At 67.8% G+C, this 20,646-nt stretch carries 18 protein-coding genes; 9 read left to right on the forward strand and 9 right to left on the reverse strand.

Translation table 11 applies throughout. From position 1 onward, the window contains the following. Positions 1-2 precede the first annotated feature (2 nt). Positions 3-2,804: a bifunctional [glutamate--ammonia ligase]-adenylyl-L-tyrosine phosphorylase/[glutamate--ammonia-ligase] adenylyltransferase gene (glnE, locus tag AC3WLY_RS25380; protein ID WP_492310712.1), complete on the forward strand. Its 2,802-nt coding sequence runs from the start codon at positions 3-5 to the stop codon at positions 2,802-2,804. A gap of 113 nt (positions 2,805-2,917) precedes the next feature. Here the strand turns inward: glnE and recN are convergent, their stop codons facing one another. Then, positions 2,918-4,567, reverse strand: a complete 1,650-nt coding sequence (gene recN, locus AC3WLY_RS25385; protein ID WP_034182789.1) for a DNA repair protein RecN — start codon at positions 4,565-4,567, stop codon at positions 2,918-2,920. Between the two features lie 19 nt (positions 4,568-4,586). Further along, entirely contained in the window at positions 4,587-5,492 is a 906-nt protein-coding gene (locus tag AC3WLY_RS25390) for an NAD kinase (RefSeq protein ID WP_175962468.1), read from the reverse strand. A gap of 131 nt (positions 5,493-5,623) precedes the next feature. On the opposite strand from AC3WLY_RS25390, the gene hrcA reads away from it, so the two are divergent. The 3 genes from hrcA to AC3WLY_RS25405 all read left to right on the forward strand — a co-directional run bounded on the left by hrcA (position 5,624) and on the right by AC3WLY_RS25405 (position 8,431). Further along, complete coding sequence (gene hrcA, locus AC3WLY_RS25395) at positions 5,624-6,646, forward strand: heat-inducible transcriptional repressor HrcA (protein ID WP_011544637.1); 1,023 nt, start codon at positions 5,624-5,626, stop codon at positions 6,644-6,646. A 145-nt stretch (positions 6,647-6,791) separates the two neighbouring features. Beyond that, a complete protein-coding gene (gene hemH, locus AC3WLY_RS25400) occupies positions 6,792-7,856 on the forward strand; it encodes a ferrochelatase (RefSeq protein WP_492310801.1) in 1,065 nt (354 codons plus the stop codon). Positions 7,857-8,023: 167 nt separating this feature from the next. Then, positions 8,024-8,431 (forward strand): RNA-binding S4 domain-containing protein, encoded by a 408-nt coding sequence (locus tag AC3WLY_RS25405; protein ID WP_492310800.1) that lies wholly within the window; start codon positions 8,024-8,026, stop codon positions 8,429-8,431. On the opposite strand, the gene AC3WLY_RS25410 is transcribed toward AC3WLY_RS25405, so the two are convergent. Continuing rightward, positions 8,403-8,564, reverse strand: coding sequence for a hypothetical protein (locus AC3WLY_RS25410; protein WP_175962470.1), 162 nt, complete (start codon positions 8,562-8,564; stop codon positions 8,403-8,405). The genes AC3WLY_RS25405 and AC3WLY_RS25410 overlap by 29 nt on opposite strands. Before the next feature lie 354 nt (positions 8,565-8,918). On the opposite strand from AC3WLY_RS25410, the gene grpE reads away from it, so the two are divergent. The 5 genes from grpE to AC3WLY_RS25435 all read left to right on the forward strand — a co-directional run bounded on the left by grpE (position 8,919) and on the right by AC3WLY_RS25435 (position 15,390). After that, on the forward strand, positions 8,919-9,464 hold the full coding sequence (gene grpE, locus AC3WLY_RS25415) for a nucleotide exchange factor GrpE (RefSeq protein ID WP_492310799.1): 546 nt from the start codon (positions 8,919-8,921) through the stop codon (positions 9,462-9,464). Positions 9,465-9,474: 10 nt separating this feature from the next. Further along, complete coding sequence (locus tag AC3WLY_RS25420) at positions 9,475-9,930, forward strand: YbbN family protein (RefSeq protein WP_492310798.1); 456 nt, start codon at positions 9,475-9,477, stop codon at positions 9,928-9,930. A gap of 147 nt (positions 9,931-10,077) precedes the next feature. Continuing rightward, positions 10,078-12,030, forward strand: coding sequence for a molecular chaperone DnaK (gene dnaK, locus AC3WLY_RS25425; RefSeq protein WP_175962472.1), 1,953 nt, complete (start codon positions 10,078-10,080; stop codon positions 12,028-12,030). A gap of 266 nt (positions 12,031-12,296) precedes the next feature. After that, the gene (gene dnaJ, locus AC3WLY_RS25430) at positions 12,297-13,433 is read left to right on the forward strand and encodes a molecular chaperone DnaJ (RefSeq protein ID WP_072436267.1); all 1,137 of its coding nucleotides are present in this window, start codon (positions 12,297-12,299) and stop codon (positions 13,431-13,433) included. 4 nt (positions 13,434-13,437) lie between these two features. Beyond that, positions 13,438-15,390, forward strand: coding sequence for a chorismate-binding protein (locus AC3WLY_RS25435; protein WP_492310797.1), 1,953 nt, complete (start codon positions 13,438-13,440; stop codon positions 15,388-15,390). Positions 15,391-15,543: 153 nt separating this feature from the next. Here the strand turns inward: AC3WLY_RS25435 and panB are convergent, their stop codons facing one another. Genes panB through hda form a run of 6 tightly spaced genes read right to left on the reverse strand, consistent with a single transcriptional unit; the run spans position 15,544 to position 20,637 of the window. Then, positions 15,544-16,359 (reverse strand): 3-methyl-2-oxobutanoate hydroxymethyltransferase, encoded by an 816-nt coding sequence (gene panB / locus AC3WLY_RS25440; protein ID WP_492310796.1) that lies wholly within the window; start codon positions 16,357-16,359, stop codon positions 15,544-15,546. A gap of 43 nt (positions 16,360-16,402) precedes the next feature. Then, entirely contained in the window at positions 16,403-17,089 is a 687-nt protein-coding gene (locus tag AC3WLY_RS25445; protein WP_072436264.1) for a deoxynucleoside kinase, read from the reverse strand. Next, the gene (gene folK / locus AC3WLY_RS25450) at positions 17,086-17,628 is read right to left on the reverse strand and encodes a 2-amino-4-hydroxy-6-hydroxymethyldihydropteridine diphosphokinase (RefSeq protein ID WP_034182800.1); all 543 of its coding nucleotides are present in this window, start codon (positions 17,626-17,628) and stop codon (positions 17,086-17,088) included. The genes AC3WLY_RS25445 and folK overlap by 4 nt, the downstream gene beginning before the upstream one ends. Before the next feature lie 35 nt (positions 17,629-17,663). Further along, positions 17,664-19,202, reverse strand: a complete 1,539-nt coding sequence (gene pcnB, locus AC3WLY_RS25455; RefSeq protein WP_175962475.1) for a polynucleotide adenylyltransferase PcnB — start codon at positions 19,200-19,202, stop codon at positions 17,664-17,666. A gap of 5 nt (positions 19,203-19,207) precedes the next feature. Then, complete coding sequence (locus AC3WLY_RS25460) at positions 19,208-19,885, reverse strand: histidinol-phosphatase (RefSeq protein WP_034182802.1); 678 nt, start codon at positions 19,883-19,885, stop codon at positions 19,208-19,210. An 11-nt stretch (positions 19,886-19,896) separates the two neighbouring features. Further along, positions 19,897-20,637, reverse strand: coding sequence for a DnaA regulatory inactivator Hda (hda, locus tag AC3WLY_RS25465; RefSeq protein WP_310138123.1), 741 nt, complete (start codon positions 20,635-20,637; stop codon positions 19,897-19,899). Between the last annotated feature and the right edge of the window lie 9 nt (positions 20,638-20,646).

Here is a 20,646-nt window from a genome sequence, read left to right on the forward strand (position 1 = left end):
CGATGACCGACGCTTCCGCCCTGATCAGCACGTCTTATTCCCGTTATATCGCGCGCGCGGCCGCCGCGCGGCCCGCGCTGGCCGGGCAGGTGGCCGCGTGGGCCGCCGCGCCGCTCGCCCGCGCGCAGCTCGATGCGCGCCTCACCGAACTGCTCGCGATGCCGGACGGCGCGGCGGCACCGTCCGAGGAGCAACTGAAGCGCGCGCTGCGGCAACTGCGCGCCGAGGCGTTCGGCGCGGTTGCGGAGCGCGACCTGCGCGGGCTGGCGGACGTCGCCGAGGTGACGGGCGCGATGACCGATCTCGCCGAAGTGGCCGTGCAGCGCTCGCTGGCGCTGCTGTCGGCCGAACTCGAGGCGCAGTACGGCGAGCCGCGCGGCGCCGACGGCCAGCGCGTCGTGCTCGGCGTAGTCGGGATGGGCAAGCTCGGCGGCCGCGAGCTGAACGTGTCGTCGGACATCGACCTGATCTTCGTGTACGAGGACGACGGCGAGACGACCGGCGGCGCGCGCGCGCCGCTGTCCACGCAGGAATACTTCACGCGGCTCGGCCGGCGCCTGATCGGCGTGCTGTCCGAGGTCACCGCCGACGGCTACGTGTTTCGCGTCGACATGCGGCTGCGCCCGAACGGCGATTCGGGGCCGCTCGTGTGCAGCATCGGGATGCTCGAGGAATATTTCTACGTGCAGGGGCGCGAGTGGGAGCGCTATGCGTGGATCAAGGGGCGGCTCGTGTCGGAAGGCGACAGCGATGCGGCGCGGCGGCTGGAGTCGCAGCTCGAGTCGATCGTCAAGCCGTTCGTGTACCGCCGCTATCTCGATTTCGGCGTGATCGGCGCGATCCGTTCGCTGCACCAGCAGATTCGGCAGGAAGCCGCGCGCCGTGCGTCGATGCGCCCCGACAAGGCCGACGACATCAAGCTCGGCCGCGGCGGGATTCGCGAGATCGAGTTCAGCGCGCAGGTGTTCCAGCTGATCCGCGGCGGCCAGGATGCGGAATTCCGCGTGCGGCCGACGCTCGCGGTGCTGCGCCATGCGCAGGCGCGCGGGCTGATCGGCGAGGACGTGTGCGCACGCCTGACCGACGCTTACCAATTCCTGCGCACGCTCGAGCACCGGCTGCAGTACCGCAACGACGCGCAGACGCACGCGATGCCGGTCGAGCCCGACGAACGCGCGGCATTGGCCGCGTCGCTCGGCTTTGCCGACTATGCGGCGCTGATGACGGTGCTGGACGAGTACCGGAACTTCGTCGAGGCGCAGTTCGACCAGATCTTCGCGGACAAGGTGAACGGCGCGCCCTGCGGCGCGGGCGAAGAGACGGCCGCCGCGTGGATCTGGAGCGGCGCGCTCGCCGACGACGGCGAGGACGACGCGCTCGCGGCCCGCCTCGACGGCCTCGGCTTCGCCGATCCGGCGGCGGTGCTCGCGCGGCTGCGCGCGGTCTGGCAATCGTCGCGCTACACGGGCCTGCCGGAAAAGAGCCGGCATCGCTTCGACCGCGTTGCCCAACGCGCGCTGGAGGCCGCGCCGCGGATCGACGCCGCGCGCCGCGACGACACGATCGTGCGCCTGTTCGACCTGCTCGAGACGGTCAGCCGGCGCGGCGTCTATCTCGCGCTGCTGACCGAATATCCGGCCGCGCTCGACCGTGTGCTGTCGGTGCTCGGCGCGACGCGCTGGGGCGGCGGTTACCTGATCCGCCACCCTCAACTGCTCGACGAACTGCTCGACGACGAGGCGATCGCGAGCCCGTTCGACTGGCCCGCGTTCAAGGACGCGCTGCGCGCGCGCCTCGCGGCGGCAGACGGCCCCGAGCAACAGATGGACCTGCTGCGGCACGCGCAGCACGCGGAGGTGTTCCGGATCCTGCTGATCGATCTTGCCGGGCAGCTGTCGGTCGAGCATGTGAGCGACCGGCTGTCCGAGCTGGCCGACGCGGTGCTCGACGTGACGATCGAGGTCGTCTGGTCGCAGCTCGCGAAACGCCATCGCGACGTGCCGAAATTCGCGGTGATCGCGTACGGCAAGCTGGGCGGCAAGGAGCTCGGCTACGCCTCGGATCTCGACCTGATCTTCCTGTACGACGACCCCGACGAGCGCTCGGCGGACGTCTACACGACCTTCACGCGGCGGCTCATCACGTGGCTCACGACGGCGACCGGCGCGGGCGCGCTGTTCGACATCGACCTGCGGCTGCGGCCGAACGGCGAGGCCGGGCTGCTCGTCACCGATCTCGACGCGTTCCGCCGCTACCAGCTGCGCGAGGGCGACGCCGCGAACACCGCGTGGGTATGGGAGCACCAGGCGCTGACGCGCGCCCGCTACAGCGCGGGCGACGCGCAGATCGGCGCGGACTTCGAGGCGATCCGCCAGCAGGTGCTGACGACGCCGCGCGACGGCGGCGTGCTCGCGAAGGAGATCGTCGACATGCGCGGCAAGGTGTTTGCCGGCCACCCGAACCAGACCGAGCTGTTCGACCTGAAGCACGATCGCGGCGGGATGGTCGACATCGAGTTCATCGTCCAGTACTGGGTGCTGCTGCACGCGTCGAGCGACGCCGAGCTGATCCGCAACACGGGCAACATCGCGCTGCTGCGCGAGGTCGCGCGCTTCGGGCTGATGGGCGAGGACGAGGCCGAACGCGTCGGCGCGGCCTACCGCAAGTACCGGAAGCTGCAGCACAAGCTGCGACTCGACGGGATGGAGAAGGCGCGCGTCGATCCGGCCGTGGTGGCAGACGAGCGGGCGGCCGTGACGGCGCTGTGGACGCGTGTGTTCGGGGCGGTTGAAACGAACGTTTGACCGAGGGGCGGGGCGGGTTGCGGGCGCTCCGTCCGCAGGCGCTTTGCCGCGAAAGCCGAACGGTGCGAGCCCGTTCGGCGTGGACGGGACAGTGGGGCAGCCCGACGGCCGCGTCAGGCCGCCAGCATTTCCTTCGCGTGCTTGCGCGTCGTCGCCGTGATCTCTAGCCCGCCGAGCATCCGCGCGACTTCCTCGATCCGGTTGGCGCGGTCGAGCGCGACGACCGTCGACACCGTGCCGCCGCGGTCGTCGGCGCCCTTCGCGACCTGGAAGTGGTGGTCGCCGCGCGCAGCGACCTGCGGCAGGTGCGTCACGCACAGCACCTGGCGGTCGCGCCCGAGCTGGTGCAGCAGGCGGCCGACCACTTCGGCGACGCCGCCGCCGATCCCCGTATCGACTTCGTCGAAGATCAGCGTCGGCGTCGGGCTCGCCGCGCTCGCGATCACGGCGAGCGCGAGGCTGATCCGCGCGAGCTCGCCACCCGACGCGACCTTCGCGAGCGGCCGCAGCGGCACGCCGGCGTGCCCGGCGACCCGGAACTCGACCTGCTCGAGCCCGTGCGGGCCGCCGTCGGCGAGCGGCACGAGCGCGACTTCGAAACTTCCGCCCGCCATCGACAGTTCCTGCATGCCGGCCGTGACGGCCGTGCCCAGTGCCTTGGCGGCCTGCGCGCGCGCCTTCGACAGGTGTTTCGCGTCGGCGAGATAGGCTTCCCGCGCCTTGGCCTGCACCGCCTCGAGCGCGCCGAGATCGGCGGCCGCGTCGAGCGCGGCGAGCTGCGCGCGGCGAGCCGCATGTTCTTCGTGCAGCGTGTCGGGCGGCAGCCGGAACTTGCGGGCGGTCGAGTGCAGCGCATCGAGACGCGTTTCCACCTGCGCGAGCCGCTCGGGATCGAGATCGACGCGCTGCGCATAGTGCGACAGCGAATAGACGGCTTCCTGCAGCTGGATTTCGGCCGGTTCGAGCGACGCGAGCGCGTCGCCGAGCGCGGTGTCGTAGTCGGCGAGGCTGCGCAGCTTCGACACGATCGCGCCGAGCTGCGCGAGCATCGCGTCGTCGGACTCGGACAGCGCGTTGAGCGCGCCGCGCACGCCTTCGATCAGGTTCGCCGAATGCGACAGGCGCTTGTGCTCGTTGCTGACTTCGTCCCATTCGCCGGCTTGCGGCGCGAGCTTGTCTAGCTCGGCGAGCTGCCACGCGAGCTTTTCGCGTTCGAGCTGCAGCTCGCGCTCGTGCGCCTTCGCGGCGTCGATCGCCTGCGTCGCGTCGCGCCAGACGCGCCACGCGCGCGCGACGTTCGCGGCATCGGCGACGAGCCCCGCGTGCGTGTCGAACAGCTCGCGCTGCGCATCGGGCCGCATCAGCAGCTGGTGCGCGTGCTGGCCGTGGATGTCGACGAGCATCTCGCCGAGTTCGCGCAGTTGCGCGAGCGTCGCGCTGGTGCCGTTGATGAACGCGCGCGAACGGCCGTTCGCGTCGATCACGCGGCGCAGCATCACGGTGTCCTCGGCGTCGAACGCGTGTTCGTCGAGCCAGCGCGCGACACGATCGTGCGGCGTGAATTCGGCCGTGATGTCGGCGCGGCCGCAGCCGGTGCGCACGACGCTCGCGTCGGCACGTTCGCCGAGCGCGAGGGCGAGGGCATCGATCAGGATCGATTTCCCGGCGCCGGTTTCGCCGGAAAAGACGGAAAAGCCGCTGTCGAATTCGAGATCGAGCGCGGCCACGATGACGAAGTCGCGGATCGAGAGGTGGCGGAGCATGGTGTCGGGCGGTGGGGCGTCAGGACGCTGCGTCGTCGTCTTCGTTCGACGCGTGTTCGTTCCAGTGCAGCTTCTTGCGCAGCGTCGCGTAGTAGCTGTAGCCGATCGGGTGCAGGAACGGCACCGTGTGCTTCGAGCGGCGCACCTCGATCGTGTCGTTCAGTTCGAGCGAGGTGAACGACTGCATGTCGAAGTTCACGTTGACGTCGCGCCCGCCGACGATCTGGATCGCGATCTTCGAATCGTCGGGCAGCACGATCGGCCGGTTCGACAGCGCGTGCGGCGCGATCGGCACGAGCACGATGCCCTGAAGCTGCGGATGGAGGATCGGGCCGGCCGACGACAGCGCGTACGCGGTCGAGCCCGTCGGCGTGGCGACGATCAGGCCGTCCGAACGCTGGTTGTACATGTACCGGCCGTCGACCGACGCGCGCAGCTCGACCATCCCGGAGAAGCCGCTGCGGTTCACGACGACGTCGTTGAACGCGAGCGCGTGGTAGATCGGTTCGCCGTCGCGCACGATCCTGGCCTCGAGCAGCGAGCGCTCCTCGCGCTCGAACTTGCCCGCCAGCATCACGGGGACGAGCGCGTGCATGTCGGCCGCCGCGATGTCCGTGATGAAGCCGAGCCGCCCGTGGTTGATCCCGATCAGCGGTGTCCGGTACGGCGCAAGCTGGCGGCCGATGCCGAGCATCGTGCCGTCGCCGCCCAGCACGACCGCCACGTCCGCACGTGCCCCGATTTCGGCCGGGGTGAGCGCCGGATAGCCGGCGATGCCGAACTCGCGCGCGGTATCGCCTTCGAAGACGACCTCGAAGCCCAGCTTCGCCAGGCTGGCAGCCAGGGTGGCGAGCGGCTCGGCGATGCCGGGCGTGTTGCTCCGGCCGACGAGCGCGACGGTGTTGAACTGATTACCGGTTTTCATGCCGGCATTACACCATAGCTCGTTGACGAAAAGAACCGGATGTGCGCGGACGGGGCCGGATCGGGCCGGCCCGCGCAACGGTGGCCGACGCCACTCGCCGCGGTCGCGTGGTTGCGCTAAAATTTTCCACCATGCTAGATCCTCGCGCACGAACCCTCCTGAAAACCCTGATCGAACGGTATATCGCCGACGGTCAGCCAGTCGGATCGCGCACGTTGTCCCGTTATTCCGGGCTCGAGCTGAGCCCGGCGACGATCCGCAACGTGATGTCCGACCTGGAGGAACTCGGCCTCGTGTCGAGCCCGCACACGTCGGCCGGCCGCGTGCCGACGCCGCGCGGCTACCGGCTGTTCGTCGACACGATGCTGACGGTCGAGGCGCCGATCGATGCCGAGGCCGTCGCGCGGCAGGTGCAGAACACGCTGCAGGCCGGCGAGCCGCAGCAGCGGGTGGTGGCCGCCGCCGCGAGCGTGCTGTCGAACCTGTCGCAGTTCGCGGGCGTCGTGCTGACGCCGCGCCGTAGCCACGTGTTCAAGCAGATCGAGTTCATGCGCCTGTCGGACAAGCGCATCCTGCTGATCATCGTCACGCCCGAGGGCGACGTGCAGAACCGGATGCTCGCGACGCCGCGCGACTATTCGCCGTCGCAGCTGACCGAGGCGTCCAACTACATCAACGCGCATTTCGCCGGCCTGTCGTTCGACGAGGTGCGCCGCCGCCTGCGCGACGAGATCGACCAGTTGCGCGGCGACATGACCACGCTGATGCACGCGGCCGTGACGGCCAGCACCGAGGTGCCCGACACCGAGGACACCGTGCTGATTTCCGGCGAGCGCAACCTGCTCGAGGTGGCGGATCTTTCCTCCGACATGGCGCGGCTGCGCAAGCTGTTCGACGTGTTCGACCAAAAGACGGGCCTCCTGCAACTGCTCGACGTGTCGAGCCACGCCCAGGGCGTGCAGATCTTCATCGGCGGCGAATCGACGCTCGTGCCGATCGAGGAAATGAGCGTCGTCACCGCGCCTTACGAGGTGAACGGGCAGATCGTCGGCACGCTCGGCGTGATCGGCCCGACCCGCATGGCGTACAACCGCGTGATACCGATCGTCGACATCACCGCGCGCCTGCTGTCGCTCACGCTGAGCCAGCAGTAGCCGGCAGTAGCCAGCGGTAACCAGCCCGATCCCGCCCCGTCATCGTGCCGCGGCGCCGCCTGCGCCGACAGTCGGCCGAACGGCACGGGGCGGCCCGCTATAATTGAGAGCCGTCCGGTCCCGTGCCCCGAGCACGTTCTTGCCCATGCGTTTCGATCTTGAGCCGCCTTCGAGCACCGCGGCCGCCCATCGTATCGGCGTGCTGCTGATCAATCTCGGCACGCCCGACGCCCCCACGCCGCGCGCGGTGCGGCGCTATCTGGCCGAATTCCTGTCGGATCCGCGGGTCGTCGAAATCCCGCAGGCCGTGTGGCAGGTGCTGCTGCGCACGCTGATCCTGCCGCTGCGCGGCCGCGCGTCCGCGAAGAAATACGCGGCCGTATGGATGCCCGAGGGCTCGCCGCTGCGCGTGCACACCGAGCGCCAGACCGACGGCGTGCGGCATCTGCTCGTGTCGAACGGCTATCACGTGCTGGTCGATTACGCGATGCGCTACGGCAGCCCGAACATTGCGCACGCGCTCGCGCAGTTCAAGCGCTCGGGTGTCGAGCGCGTGCTGCTGATGCCGATGTATCCGCAATACTCGGCATCGACCACGGCCACCGCGTTCGATGCCGCATTCGGCGCGCTCGCGCGCATGCGCAACCAGCCGGAGGTGCGCACGGTGCGGCACTACGCCGACCATCCGGCCTATATCCACGCGCTTGCCGAACAGGTGCGCCAGTACTGGGCGCAGCACGGCCGGCCCGACTTCGCGGCCGGCGACAAGCTCGTGCTGAGCTTTCACGGCGTGCCGAAGCGCACGCTCGACCTCGGCGACCCCTATCACGACCAGTGCCGGCAGACGGGCGCGCTGCTGATGGCCGCGCTCGGGCTGTCGACGACCGAATGCCGCGTCACCTTCCAGTCGCGCTTCGGCAAGGCCGAATGGCTGCAGCCGTACACCGCGCCGACGCTGCGCGAGTTCGGCGAGGCCGGCGTGCGGCGGGCCGACGTGTTCTGCCCTGGCTTCACGGCCGATTGCCTGGAGACGATCGAGGAGATCGGGATGGAAGTGCGCGACGAATTCCTCGCCGGCGGCGGCAAGGCATTCCACCGCATTCCATGCCTGAACGGCGCGCCCGCGTGGCTCGGCGCGATCGGCGAGATCGTCGCCGAGAACCTGCAGGGCTGGCCCGTCAGGGCCGCGCAGCCCGAAGCGGTGAGCTGACATGGAACGAATCGCGCGCTCGCTTCATTCGCTGCGCTCCGGGGAGGCGGTCGGCCTCCTTGTGGCGGCCCGGCAGAGGCTGACGTGAAACGACCCCCACGCTCTCTTTGTTCGCTGCCCCCCGAGGGGGTGGTCAGCCTCCTTGTGGCGGCCCGGCGGAGGCTGACATGAACTACAAGATTTCCACGCAACCGGGCGCGAAGCTGCGCATCGACAAATGGCTGTGGGCGGCCCGGTTCTTCAAGACGCGCTCGCTCGCGACCGATGCGGTCGACAAGGGGCACGTGAAGATCGGCGGCGCGGCGGTCAAGCCCGCGAAGGAGGTGCGCGTCGGCGACGAGGTCGAGATTGCGATCGACGGCATCGTCTGGCACATTGCCGTGCTGGGCGTGTGCGACGTGCGCGGACCGGCGAGCGTCGCGCAGACGCTTTACGAGGAAACGGAAGCGGAGCGGGCCGCGCGGCTCGCCGAACTGGAGCGGCGCCGCACGTATCGCGAGCCGGCGGCCGAACTGCACGGCCGGCCGACGAAGCGCGACCGGCGCATCATCGACAGATTTTCTGGTGGGAGCTGAACATCTGGTCGAAGGTCGCCCGCGCGCTTCCGTATTCGGTCGTGCGGTCGGTAACGGCTCCCGACAGGCAGATGGTGGTGGTGCCGGCAATGAGTACCAGCGCGACCAACGATATCGCAAAGGTCAGTTTCACGGTACTCCCCCTCGAAAGAAGGGTAAAAGCGGCGCCAGGTAGATGTAAGGCGACGGTCAGCTAGGGTAAACACGCTTTTCCGACGCTTGAGTGGAGTGTAGTGCAGCGGGCCTGTGCCAAGCTAGTAGTTGCCACGTAAGCGTTGTTACAGGCCGTTTCGCCCGATCTGGCGGACTATGCGAGGCCTGCACCGGCGGAGCGAGCGGTTGTTTCGCGGTATTGGAGAATGCCGGCGAATAACCGTCTTGAAATCGCAGTTTTCGTCCTTATTTGCACCAACGATGTGCGGTGCCGCCGGGTATACGATCCGGCGGTTGCCGATTTGGCTTCAACCTCTAATCGACTTTCAGCGACATGGAAAATACGCAAGAGAACCCGGCTACCCAATCGGCCGAAGACATCGGCAGCGAGAAGCCGGCGGCGCAAGGCGCTGCTCCCGCCGCCGAAGCAGCCGACGCGGCGCTCGCGGAGGCTCAAGCCAGGGTCGCCGAGCTGCAGGAGAGCTTCCTGCGGGCGAAGGCCGAGACCGAGAACGTGCGCCGCCGCGCGCAGGACGACGTCTCGAAGGCGCACAAGTTCGCGATCGAGAGCTTCGCGGAACACCTGCTGCCCGTGCTGGACAGCCTGGAAGCGGCCGTCAGCGATACGTCCGGCGACATCGCGAAGGTGCGCGAAGGCGTCGAACTGACGCTGCGCCAGCTGACGAGCGCGCTCGAGAAGGGCCGTGTCGTCGCGATCAACCCGGTCGGCGAGAAGTTCGATCCGCACCAGCACCAGGCGATTTCGATGGTGCCGGCCGAGCAGGAGCCGAACACCGTTGTCACGGTGCTGCAAAAGGGCTATACGATCGCCGACCGCGTGCTGCGTCCGGCGCTCGTCACCGTCGCGCAGCCGAAGTAAGGCTGCAGCGATGGTTCCCGCCGGCGTCGATCCGGCCGCGTTCGACGCGTTCGACATGCAGGCGCTGGCCGCCGACACGTTCGACGCGGGGATCGAAGGCGCCGGCGACGCGCTGGCGGTGGTGTTCTTCTGGGGCGTCGACTGCTTCAACTGCGAGATCGCGAAGAAGGCGATGCTCGCTCAGCCCGATGCAATTCGCGCGCTGGACCTGAAGTGGTTCCATTGCAACGTGTACGAACACCATCAGCTCGGGCGCCGCTTCGGGCTGCACGGCGTGCCGACGTGGTTCTTCTTCCACTGTGGCAAGCGCCACGGCCGCGCGACGGGCTGGCATGGGCTCGCGCAGTTCCAGGCGGCCGTTTCGGCGGCGCGCGCGAAGATCGCGGCGGCGGGGCATGTTCCGGCGGCCGGCGATCCGGCGACCGGCGATCCGGCGGCCGGCGATCCGGTAGCCGGCGGCGATTGAAAAAATTTAATATCCGCATCGCTTGTCGGGTCTTGAAAACGGACCGGACGGACGCATGTCGGGAACAGAGTTGAATTCTGGCGCGCGAAACCGCCAAAAAAAGCGGGGTTTCGCGCAGCAAACAGGCATTTCTGGAGATTAGGAAAAATGGGAAAGATCATCGGTATTGACCTCGGCACCACGAACTCGTGCGTTGCCATCATGGAAGGCAACCAGGTCAAGGTCATCGAGAACTCGGAAGGCGCGCGCACCACGCCGTCGATCATCGCGTACATGGACGACAACGAAGTGCTCGTCGGCGCGCCGGCCAAGCGTCAGTCGGTGACCAACCCGAAGAACACGCTGTTCGCGGTGAAGCGCCTGATCGGCCGCCGCTTCGAAGAGAAGGAAGTCCAGAAGGACATCGGCCTGATGCCGTACACCATCATCAAGGCCGACAACGGCGATGCATGGGTCGAGGCACATGGCGAAAAGCTCGCGCCGCCGCAGGTTTCGGCGGAAGTGCTGCGCAAGATGAAGAAGACGGCCGAAGACTACCTCGGCGAGCCGGTCACGGAAGCCGTGATCACGGTGCCGGCTTACTTCAACGACAGCCAGCGCCAGGCGACCAAGGATGCCGGCCGCATCGCGGGCCTCGAAGTCAAGCGGATCATCAACGAGCCGACGGCAGCCGCGCTCGCGTTCGGTCTCGACAAGGCCGAGAAGGGCGACCGCAAGATCGCCGTGTATGACCTCGGCGGCGGCACGTTCGACGTGTCGATCATCGAGATCGCGGACGTCGACGGCGAAATGCAGTTCGAAGTGCTGTCGACCAACGGCGACACGTTCCTCGGCGGCGAGGACTTCGACCAGCGCATCATCGATTACATCATCGGCGAGTTCAAGAAGGAGCAGGGCGTCGACCTGTCGAAGGACGTGCTCGCGCTGCAACGCCTGAAGGAAGCCGCCGAAAAGGCGAAGATCGAGCTGTCGTCGAGCCAGCAGACCGAAATCAACCTGCCGTACATCACGGCGGACGCGTCGGGCCCGAAGCACTTGAACCTGAAGATCACCCGCGCGAAGCTGGAAGCGCTGGTCGAGGATCTGGTCGAGCGCACGATCGAGCCGTGCCGCATCGCGATCAAGGACGCGGGCGTCAAGGTGTCGGACATCGACGACGTGATCCTGGTCGGCGGCCAGACCCGCATGCCGAAGGTCCTGGAGAAGGTGAAGGAGTTCTTCGGCAAGGATCCGCGCCGTGACGTGAACCCGGACGAAGCCGTCGCGGTTGGCGCGGCGATCCAGGGCCAGGTCCTGTCGGGCGACCGCAAGGACGTGCTGCTGCTCGACGTGACCCCGCTGTCGCTCGGCATCGAGACGCTCGGCGGCGTGATGACGAAGATGATCAGCAAGAACACGACGATCCCGACGAAGCACGCGCAAGTGTATTCGACGGCGGACGACAACCAGGGCGCCGTGACGATCAAGGTGTTCCAGGGCGAACGCGAAATGGCGGCGGGCAACAAGCTGCTCGGCGAGTTCAACCTCGAAGGCATCCCGCCGGCACCGCGCGGCGTGCCGCAGATCGAAGTGACCTTCGACATCGACGCGAACGGCATCCTGCACGTCGGCGCGAAGGACAAGGCGACCGGCAAGGAAAACAAGATCACGATCAAGGCCAACTCGGGTCTGTCCGAGGCTGAAATCGACCAGATGATCAAGGACGCGGAAGCGAACGCAGCGGAAGACCACAAGCTGCGCGAGCTGGCCGATTCGCGCAACCAGGGCGACGCGCTGGTCCACAGCACGAAGAAGGCGCTCGCCGAGTACGGCGACAAGCTGGACGCGGGCGAGAAGGAAGCGATCGAAGCGTCGCTGAAGTCGCTCGAGGAAGCGCTGAAGGACACGTCGGCCGACAAGGCGGCGATCGACGCGAAGGTCGAGGAGCTCGGCAAGGTTTCGCAGAAGCTCGGCGAGAAGATGTACGCCGACATGCAGGCCCAGCAGGCGGGTGCCGCCGGCGCGGCGGGTGCAGCGGAAGGCGCGGCCCACGCAGGTGGCGCGCAGCAGGCTGCCGACGATGTCGTCGACGCCGAGTTCAAGGAAGTGAAGAAGGACTAAGCCGGGTTGCAACGGCACCGCACGCCGCGCGCTCAAACGCGCGCGGCGCGGCTGACAAGCGGCTGAAAAGCGGTCTGTCTTTCCTTCCGGATGGCCGGATCGACTCCACGCCTGGCGGGCTTCGCGGCCCTCCGGGCACATTTGTTTTTTGGCGGGTGCTGCGCGAGCCGTCCGCGGACGGGCGCAGCGCCAGACGAGTCGAGAGACTTTACTGCGGGCGAAAGGAGCCGCCGCGTGCGCGATGCGTGGCGGCACAGTGAATCGATATGGCGAAACGGGATTACTACGAGGTTCTGGGCGTCGCGAAGAATGCGAGCGACGACGAAATCAAGAAGGCGTATCGCAAGCTTGCGATGAAGCATCACCCTGACCGCAATCCGGACAACAAGGATGCGGAAGAGCATTTCAAGGAGGCGAAGGAAGCCTATGAAATGCTGTCGGACAGCCAGAAGCGGGCCGCGTACGACCAGTACGGCCACGCGGGCGTCGATCCGAACATGGGCGGTGCGGGCGCACAGGGTTTCGGCGGCTTCGCGGATGCGTTCGGCGACATCTTCGGCGACATCTTCGGCCAGGCCGCGGGCGGCGCCGCGCGCGGCGGCCGCGGCGGCCCGCAGGTGTACCGCGGCGCCGACCTGCGCTACAGCATGGAAATCACGCTCGAGCAGGCTGCGCACGGCTACGACACGCAGATCCGCGTGCCGAGCTGGGTGTCGTGCGAGGTCTGCCACGGGTCGGGCGCGAAGCCCGGCACGAAGCCGGAAACCTGCCCGACCTGTCACGGCCAGGGCACGGTGCGCATGTCGCAGGGCTTCTTCAGCATCCAGCAGACCTGCCCGAAGTGCCATGGCACGGGCACCTATATCCCCGAGCCGTGCGTGCACTGCCACGGGTCGGGCAAGGTGAAGGAAACCAAGACGCTCGAAGTGAAGATCCCGGCCGGGATCGACGACGGGATGCGGATCCGCTCGGCGGGCAACGGCGAGCCGGGCATCAACGGCGGGCCGCCGGGCGACCTGTACGTCGAGATCCACATCAAGCCGCACGCGGTGTTCGAGCGCGACGGCGACGATCTCCACTGCCAGATGCCGATCCCGTTTACGACCGCCGCGCTCGGCGGCGAGATCGAGGTGCCGACGCTGGCCGGTCGTGCGTCGTTCCCGGTGCCGGAAGGCACGCAGTCGGGCAAGACGTTCCGCCTGCGCGGCAAGGGCATCAAGGGGCTGCGTTCGAGTATCGCGGGCGATCTGTACGTGCACGTGCAGGTCGAGACGCCCGTGAAGCTGACCGACCACCAGCGCGATCTGCTCAAGCAGTTCGAGAAGTCGCTGGCCGAGGGCGGCGCGCGTCACAGCCCGCAGAGCAAGAGCTGGTTCGACCGTGTGAAGAGCTTCTTCGAGTAATGGCATGACTGAAGGCAACGAGAGCGCGTCGTTTGCGCTCTTGGACGATTGCGATTCGACCGCGTTCGCGCGGTCGAGTCGTTTGTATTCGGGATTCGTGCACGAACGCGTGTGCACGGATCCGGCGCGGCTCGACGAAATCGACGCGGCGGTTGCGCAGGACCTGCGCGACGGGCTGCATGCGGTGGTCGTCGGCGACTACGAGTTCGGACGCAACCTGCAACGAGCGCAGCCGGGCGATGCCTCGCTGCGCTTTTTGCTATATGCGCGCTGCGAGCGCCTGTCGTGCGACGAAGTCGACGCGTGGCTCGCGCAGCAGGACGGCGGCGGCTCGCCGTCGATCGCGGGCGTCGCGCATGTGACGAAGAGCGTGTCGCGCGACGCGTTCGACGCGGCGATCGCCGCGGTGCACGACGCGCTGCGCGCGGGCGATTCGTATCAGATCAACTACACGTACCGGCTGAATTTCGACGTATTCGGCACGCCGCTCGCGCTGTACCGGCGGCTGCGCGCGCGTCAGCCCGTGCGTTATGGCGCGCTGATCGCGCTGCCTGACGGCGCGTGGGTCGTGTCGTGCTCGCCGGAACTGTTTGTCGAGAAGCATGGCGACGTGCTGCGCGCACGGCCGATGAAGGGCACCGCGCCGCGTTCGGCCGATCCCCGCGACGATGCGGCAGCCGCCGCGTTCCTCGCGAGCGATCCGAAGAACCGCGCGGAAAACGTGATGATCGTCGACCTGTTGCGCAACGACGTGTCGCGGATCGCGCGCACCGGTACGGTCCGCGTGCCGGCGCTGTTCTCCGTCGAACCGTATGCGTCGGTGTGGCAGATGACGTCGACGGTCGAGGCCGGCTGGCGCGACGGCACGACGTTCGCGCAGATGCTGCGCGCGCTGTTTCCGTGCGGATCGATCACGGGTGCGCCGAAGCACATGACGATGCAGTTGATCGACGCGATCGAGTCGACGCCGCGCGGGCTCTATACGGGCGCGATCGGCTGGCTAGATGCGCCGCAGGAAGGCGCCGGTTCCGATGCGCGCGGCAATCGCGCGGCCGGTTGCGGCGATTTCTGCCTGTCGGTTGCGATCCGCACGCTGACGCTGGACGCGGCCGGCGAAGGTGCGGCAGGCGAAGGTGCGGCTGGAGAGGGCGCGGCCGCCACCGATACCGAAGAAGCACGAGATCCGGCAACGGCAACCGCCGATTGGCGCCGCGGCACGATGGGCGTCGGCGCGGGCATCGTGCTCGACAGCGTCGCGGCCGACGAATATGCGGAGTGCGAATTGAAAGCGCGATTCCTGACGGATGCCGATCCCGGCTTCCAGTTGTTCGAAACGACCGCCGCCACGCGTGCGGGCGGCATCCGGCATCTCGATCGTCATCTCGCGCGGCTGCAGCGCAGCGCGGATGCGCTCGGCTTCCGCTTCGATGCCGCTGCGTTGCGCCGCGAGATCGACGCGCGCTGCGCGGCGCTCGACGGCGACGACCCTTACCGGATGAAGCTTTCGCTCGCGAAGGACGGCACGGTCGAGATCGTCGCGGCACCGCTCAAGCCGCTGCCGGCGGGGCCGGTCGGCGTGCTGCTGGCGTCCGCGCACGGTTTCGCGCCGACCCGCGCGAGCGATGCGCTGCTGTTGCACAAGACGACGCGCCGTGCCGAATACGACCGCGCGTGGCAGGCGGCGGAGGCGCTCGGCGGTTTCGACATGCTGTTCGTCAACGAGCGCGGCGAGGTGACGGAAGGCGGGCGTTCGAACCTGTTCGTGAAGCTCGACGGCCAGTGGGTGACGCCGCCGCTGGCGTCCGGTGTGCTGCCGGGCGTGATGCGCGGTGTGCTGCTCGATGACCGTGCGTTCGGTGCGGTGGAGCGTGTCGTGACCTGCGACGATCTTGCGCGCGCGCAGGCGCTGCTGCTGACCAACGCGCTGCGCGGTGCGATCGACGCGGTATTGAAGTAACGAAGCGATGGATCGCGCACCGCGCTCGCGCTGGTGCCGCGAAGCTTTTCACCGATTCAGCGGTACCGACAAAACAAAAAGCGCGGCGCCCCGCAAAGGGCGCCGCGCTTTTTCATATCCGGGTGCCGGCGAACGCGCCGCCGGCCGTACACGTCAGAACGAATGTTCCGGACCGGGGAACGAACCGTCCTTCACCGCGCGCACGTACGCTTCGACGGCCGCCTGGATGTTCGGCTGACCCTGCATGAAATCCTTCACGAAGCGCGGCCGTTTGCCGGGGAAGATCCCGAGCATGTCGTGCAGCACGAGCACCTGCCCCGAGCAGTTCGCGCCCGCGCCGATGCCGATCGTCGGAACGCGCAGCATGTGCGTGACCTCGGCCCCGACGAGCGTCGGCACGGCCTCGAGCAGGACGACCTGCGCGCCGGCCGCTTCGACCGCGCGCGCGTCGCGCAGCAGTTGCGCAGCGCCAGCCTCGGTCTTGCCCTGCACCTTGAAGCCGCCGAACGCGTGCACCGATTGCGGCGTGAGGCCCACGTGCGCACACACGGGCACCGCGCGCTCGACGAGGAAGCGGATCGTATCGGCGAGCCATTCGCCGCCTTCGAGCTTGATCATCTGCGCGCCCGCGCGCATCAGCTTGACGGCGCTCGCGAATGCGTCGGACGGCGTGCCGTACGTGCCGAACGGCAGGTCGGCCATGATCAGCGCGCGCGGCTGTGCGCGTGCGACACAGGCGGTGTGATACGCGATGTCGTCGAGCGTGACGGGCAGCGTGGTCGTATGGCCCTGCAGCACGTTGCCGAGCGAATCGCCGATCAGCAGCACGTCGGCGCCCGCGCGATCGAGCAGCGCGGCAAAGCTCGCGTCGTAGCACGTGAGCATCGCGATCTTCTCGCCGGCGTCGCGCATTGCCTGCAGCTTGGGCACCGTCACGGCAGGCCGGCTCGATTCCTGGAGATAGGTCATGGGAAATTCGGTTCGATGGGTGAAGAACGACAGGCGGGACGCGTCAGCGCGTCGTCTCGCCCTTGACGAAGAATTCCTTGCGGCCGCGCATCGTCTCGATGCGCTCGATCAGCAGCGCAAGATCTTCGGGGGAATCCAGCGGGTTCAGGTGTTCCGCGGCGACCGTCAGCACCGGCGTGCGGTCGTAGTGGTAGAAAAATTCGTTGTACGCGTCGACGAGCGAGCGCAGGTACGTGTCGCTGATCTGCAGTTCCATCGGCAGCCCGCGCTTCTGGATGCGCGAGAACAGCACTTCGGGGCTCGCCTGCAGGTAGACGACGAGGTCGGGCGACGGCGCCTGCGGCACGTCCACGTGCGTCGCGATCGACCGATAGAGCTGCCATTCGTCTTCCGGCAGGTTCAACCGCGCGAAGATGTCGTTCTTCTGCGGCATGAAATCGGCGACGACGGGGCGGCCCGTTTCCAGTGCGCCGACCAGTTCGCGCGCCTGCTGCGCGCGCTGCAGCGCGAACGACAGCTGCACGGGCAGCGCGTAGCGCGCGGTGTCGCGATAGAAGCGTTCGAGGAACGGATTGTCCTGCGGGCGTTCGAGCAGCGTCTGCATCGACCAGCGCTCGGCGAGCAGGCGCGCGAGCGTCGTCTTGCCGACGCCGATCGGGCCTTCGATCACGAGATAGCGGTGCGGGGCGCGCAGGTCGGGGGCGGTGACGGTCAGCGGAGTGGGGTTCATCGGCAGCGGTTCTTGTCGGTGTCGTCGCCGGCCGCGAGCGCCTTCTGCATCAGGCACTGGCAGGTCTGCACCTTTTCGACGCGCTGGTCCGCGACGGCGGCGAGGAACGCATCGGCGCGGCCGCGCGCGGGGATGTCGAGTGCCGGCTCGATCTCGACGAGCGGCACGAGCGCGAATGCGCGGTCGGTGAGGCGCGGGTGCGGGACGATCAGGTCGGGTTCGTCGATCGAGTCGGCGCCGAACAGCAGGATGTCGAGGTCGAGCGTGCGCGGCGCGTTGCGATACGGGCGCTCGCGCCCGAAGTGATGTTCGATCTTCTGGCAGAGCGCGAGCAGTTCGCGGGCAGACAGCGTCGTGTCGAGCTTGACGGCGCAGTTGTAGTAGTCGTCGCCGCCCGCTTCGAACGGCGCCGTGCGATACAGGCTCGATTTGCCGAGGATCGAGATGGTGCGCTGCTGTGCGAGACACACCACCGCGTCCTTCAGGGTCTGGCGCGCATCGCCGAGATTCGCCCCCAGTCCGATATATGCAACCGTCATGGCATCACTTCCTACGTCGTTCGCCGGCGCGTGCGTCAGTCGTCGGAACCGCCCGCGGTGTCCGGTGCCTGCTCGGCGGCACCTTCACCCGGCTTGCGGTTTCGCGCGCCGCCGCGGCGGCGGCGCTTGCGGGGCGACTTTTCCTTCGAGCCGCCCTGCGTGAGCAATGCCTCGCGGGCAGCCGCGTCGCCTTCGATGAAATCCGTCCACCACTGTCCGACATCCGCATCGAGCTCGCCGGATTCGCAGCGTAACAGGAGGAAATCATACCCCGCTCTAAACCTTTGGTGTTCCAGCAGCCGCATCGCGCTGCGGCCCGAGCGTTTCTCGAGGCGCAACTGCAGGCCCCAGATCTCGCGCATGTCGGCCGAATAGCGCTTGTGGATCGCGAGTTTCTCGGTCTGCATGTCGATCACGTCGTCCATCGCGCGATGGAGCGCCGGCACCGGGATCTCGCCTTCGGCCGTGTATTGCTCGAAGCGCTGGCGCATGTCGTGCCACAGCAGCGTCGCGAACAGGAAGCCGGGCGATACCGGCTTGCCGGCGCGCACGCGTGCATCGGTGTTGTTCAGCGCGAGCGTGATGAACTTCTCGCCCTGCGGCTGTTCGAGCACGACGTCGAGGAGCGGCAGTAGCCCGTGGTGCAGGCCTTCCTTGCGCAACTGCTTCAGGCACGCGAGCGCGTGGCCCGACAGCAGCAGCTTCAGCATTTCGTCGAACAGGCGCGCGGCCGGCACGTTGTTGATCAGGTCGGCCAGCGCGTTGATCGGCTCGCGCGTATGCGGCTCGATCTCGAAGCCGAGCTTCGCCGCGAAGCGCACGACGCGCAGCATCCGCACCGGATCCTCGCGGAAACGCGTGGCCGGATCGCCGATCATCCGCAGCAGGCGGGCGCGCATGTCGGCCATCCCGTCGTGGTAGTCGAGCACCGTCTGCGTCGACGGGTCGTAGTACATCGCGTTGATCGTGAAGTCGCGGCGCGCGGCATCTTCGTGCTGCTCGCCCCACACGTTGTCGCGTAGCACGCGGCCGCTCGCGTCGACCGCGTGCGTGCGGCGATCGAGTTCGTCGCGCTTCAGGCGCCGCGGCGGTTCGGCCGACGGGGCAGCCTCGGGCGGCGCGTCGACCAGCGCGCGGAACGTCGATACCTCGATCAGTTCCTGGCCGAACTGCACGTGGACGATCTGGAAGCGGCGGCCGATCAGGCGCGCGCGGCGGAACAGGCGCTGCACCTCGGTCGGCGTCGCGTCGGTCGCGACGTCGAAGTCCTTCGGCGCGATGCCGAACAGCAGGTCGCGAACCGCACCGCCGACGATGAACGCGCGAAAGCCTGCCTGCTGCAGCGTATCGGTCACGCGCACGGCATTCCTCGAGATCAGCGACGGATCGATCTGGTGCACGCTGGCCGGCACGACGGTCGGCTCATGGTTGCTGCGCGGTTTCTTCGCGCCGCCGCGTGCGCTTTTCGCGGGGCGCGGGGCAGCAGGGGCCGCTTCGTCGGCCGGAGCCGCTTCGGGGGGCGTTTGCTGGGCTTCGTCCTGGCCGAGCAGCTTGCGGATGAATTTTTTGATCACGACGTTCAGAATAAATCGAGGATACGCCAGCCGCGGGTGCTTGCATGCGCACGCAGCGTGTCGTCAGGGTTGGTCGCGATCGGGTCGGTGACTTTCTCGAGCAGCGGGATGTCGTTGTGCGAGTCGCTGTAGAAGTAGCTGTGCGCGAAGTCGTCCCAGTGCTTGCCGAGCGACGCGAGCCATGCTTCGGTACGCACGATCTTGCCTTCGCGATAGCTCGGCGTGCCGGTCGGCCGGCCCGTGTACGGCGAATCGGGATGCCCGTCGGTCGTTTCGACTTCGCACGCGATCAGCGTATCGACGCCGAACGCGGTCGCGATCGGGCGCGTGATGAATTCGTTGGTCGCCGTCACGACGCAGCACAGGTCGCCCGCATCGAGATGCTTGCGCACGAGTTCGAGCGCGGCGGGCGTCATCGCGGGCCGGATCACCTCGTGCATGTACTGCTCGTGCCATTCGGCGAGCTGCGCGCGCGAATATTTCGCGAGCGGCGTGAGCATCGCCGTGAGGTACGCATGGATGTCGAGCTTGCCGGCCTTGTAGTCGGCGAAGAACTGATCGTTCTGACGCGAGAAGCTTTCCGCGTCGACGATGCCGAGCTTCACCATGAAGCGACCCCATTCGTGGTCGCTATCGGTCGGGATCAGCGTGTGATCGAGGTCAAAGAGTGCCAGATTAGTCATGGAAGCGCATTTTACTCGAAGCGGTTCGGGCCCGTGCCCGGTGGTGTGATGTCGTCGCCGGGACGCGCAAGCATGCGGCGCAGCAGCGGCAGCGTGACGGCGCGTTTCTGCTCGAGCGAGAAGCGGTCGAGCGCGTCGAGCAGCGCCATCAGGCTCGGCATGTCGCGGCGGAAATGGGTCAGCAGGTAGGCGGCGATGTCGTCGGTGAGCGCGATCCCGCGCTCCTTTGCCGCGAGCTTGAGCACGGCGATCTTGCCGGCGTCGGACGGCGGCGACAGGTGGAACACGAGCCCCCAGCCGAGGCGCGTGCGCAGATCCTCGCGCACATCGAGCGCGAGCGGCGCCGCGGGGCCCGCCGCGACGAACGCGCTCGACGGATGCGCGCGGACTTCGTTGAACAGGTTGAACAGCGCGACCTGCTGCGTGTCGGTCATCCGGTCGCAGTCGTCGATCGCATAGATGCCGATGCGCGGGTCGAACGTGAACGCGCCGAGCGGGCTCTGCGGCGTCAGGTAGCGCGCATTGCCGTACGACGCGTCGCTCACGAGCGCCTGCAGCAGGTGGCTGCGGCCGCTGCCGGGCTCGCCCCAGATGTAGAACGACCGGTCCGGCACGGGGCCCGCCGCGAGCGCGAGGTCGAGCTTCTGCAGCCGCGTGACGAGCTCGTCGTTCTCCTCGCTCATGATGAAGTTGTCGAACGTGGCGGGCGGCGGCGTGCCGAGATCGAGCGTCAGTTGACGGGACACAGTCACAATGCGGGT

The organism is Burkholderia sp. FW306-1C-G01B (assembly GCF_058781685.1).

Excerpts from the sequence above, each read along its gene's own strand:
- AC3WLY_RS25420 (WP_492310798.1), top strand. The coding sequence starts at position 9,475 with ATGGTTCCCGCCGGCGTCGATCCGGCCGCGTTCGACGCGTTCGACATG.
- AC3WLY_RS25390 (WP_175962468.1), bottom strand. The coding sequence starts at position 5,492 with ATGAAAACCGGTAATCAGTTCAACACCGTCGCGCTCGTCGGCCGGAGC.
- AC3WLY_RS25435 (WP_492310797.1), top strand. The coding sequence starts at position 13,438 with ATGACTGAAGGCAACGAGAGCGCGTCGTTTGCGCTCTTGGACGATTGC.
- AC3WLY_RS25460 (WP_034182802.1), bottom strand. The coding sequence starts at position 19,885 with ATGACTAATCTGGCACTCTTTGACCTCGATCACACGCTGATCCCGACC.
- glnE (WP_492310712.1), top strand. The coding sequence starts at position 3 with ATGACCGACGCTTCCGCCCTGATCAGCACGTCTTATTCCCGTTATATC.
- panB (WP_492310796.1), bottom strand. The coding sequence starts at position 16,359 with ATGACCTATCTCCAGGAATCGAGCCGGCCTGCCGTGACGGTGCCCAAG.
- recN (WP_034182789.1), bottom strand. The coding sequence starts at position 4,567 with ATGCTCCGCCACCTCTCGATCCGCGACTTCGTCATCGTGGCCGCGCTC.
- hemH (WP_492310801.1), top strand. The coding sequence starts at position 6,792 with ATGCGTTTCGATCTTGAGCCGCCTTCGAGCACCGCGGCCGCCCATCGT.
- AC3WLY_RS25445 (WP_072436264.1), bottom strand. The coding sequence starts at position 17,089 with ATGAACCCCACTCCGCTGACCGTCACCGCCCCCGACCTGCGCGCCCCG.
- dnaK (WP_175962472.1), top strand. The coding sequence starts at position 10,078 with ATGGGAAAGATCATCGGTATTGACCTCGGCACCACGAACTCGTGCGTT.
- folK (WP_034182800.1), bottom strand. The coding sequence starts at position 17,628 with ATGACGGTTGCATATATCGGACTGGGGGCGAATCTCGGCGATGCGCGC.
- grpE (WP_492310799.1), top strand. The coding sequence starts at position 8,919 with ATGGAAAATACGCAAGAGAACCCGGCTACCCAATCGGCCGAAGACATC.
- hrcA (WP_011544637.1), top strand. The coding sequence starts at position 5,624 with ATGCTAGATCCTCGCGCACGAACCCTCCTGAAAACCCTGATCGAACGG.
- dnaJ (WP_072436267.1), top strand. The coding sequence starts at position 12,297 with ATGGCGAAACGGGATTACTACGAGGTTCTGGGCGTCGCGAAGAATGCG.
- AC3WLY_RS25405 (WP_492310800.1), top strand. The coding sequence starts at position 8,024 with ATGAACTACAAGATTTCCACGCAACCGGGCGCGAAGCTGCGCATCGAC.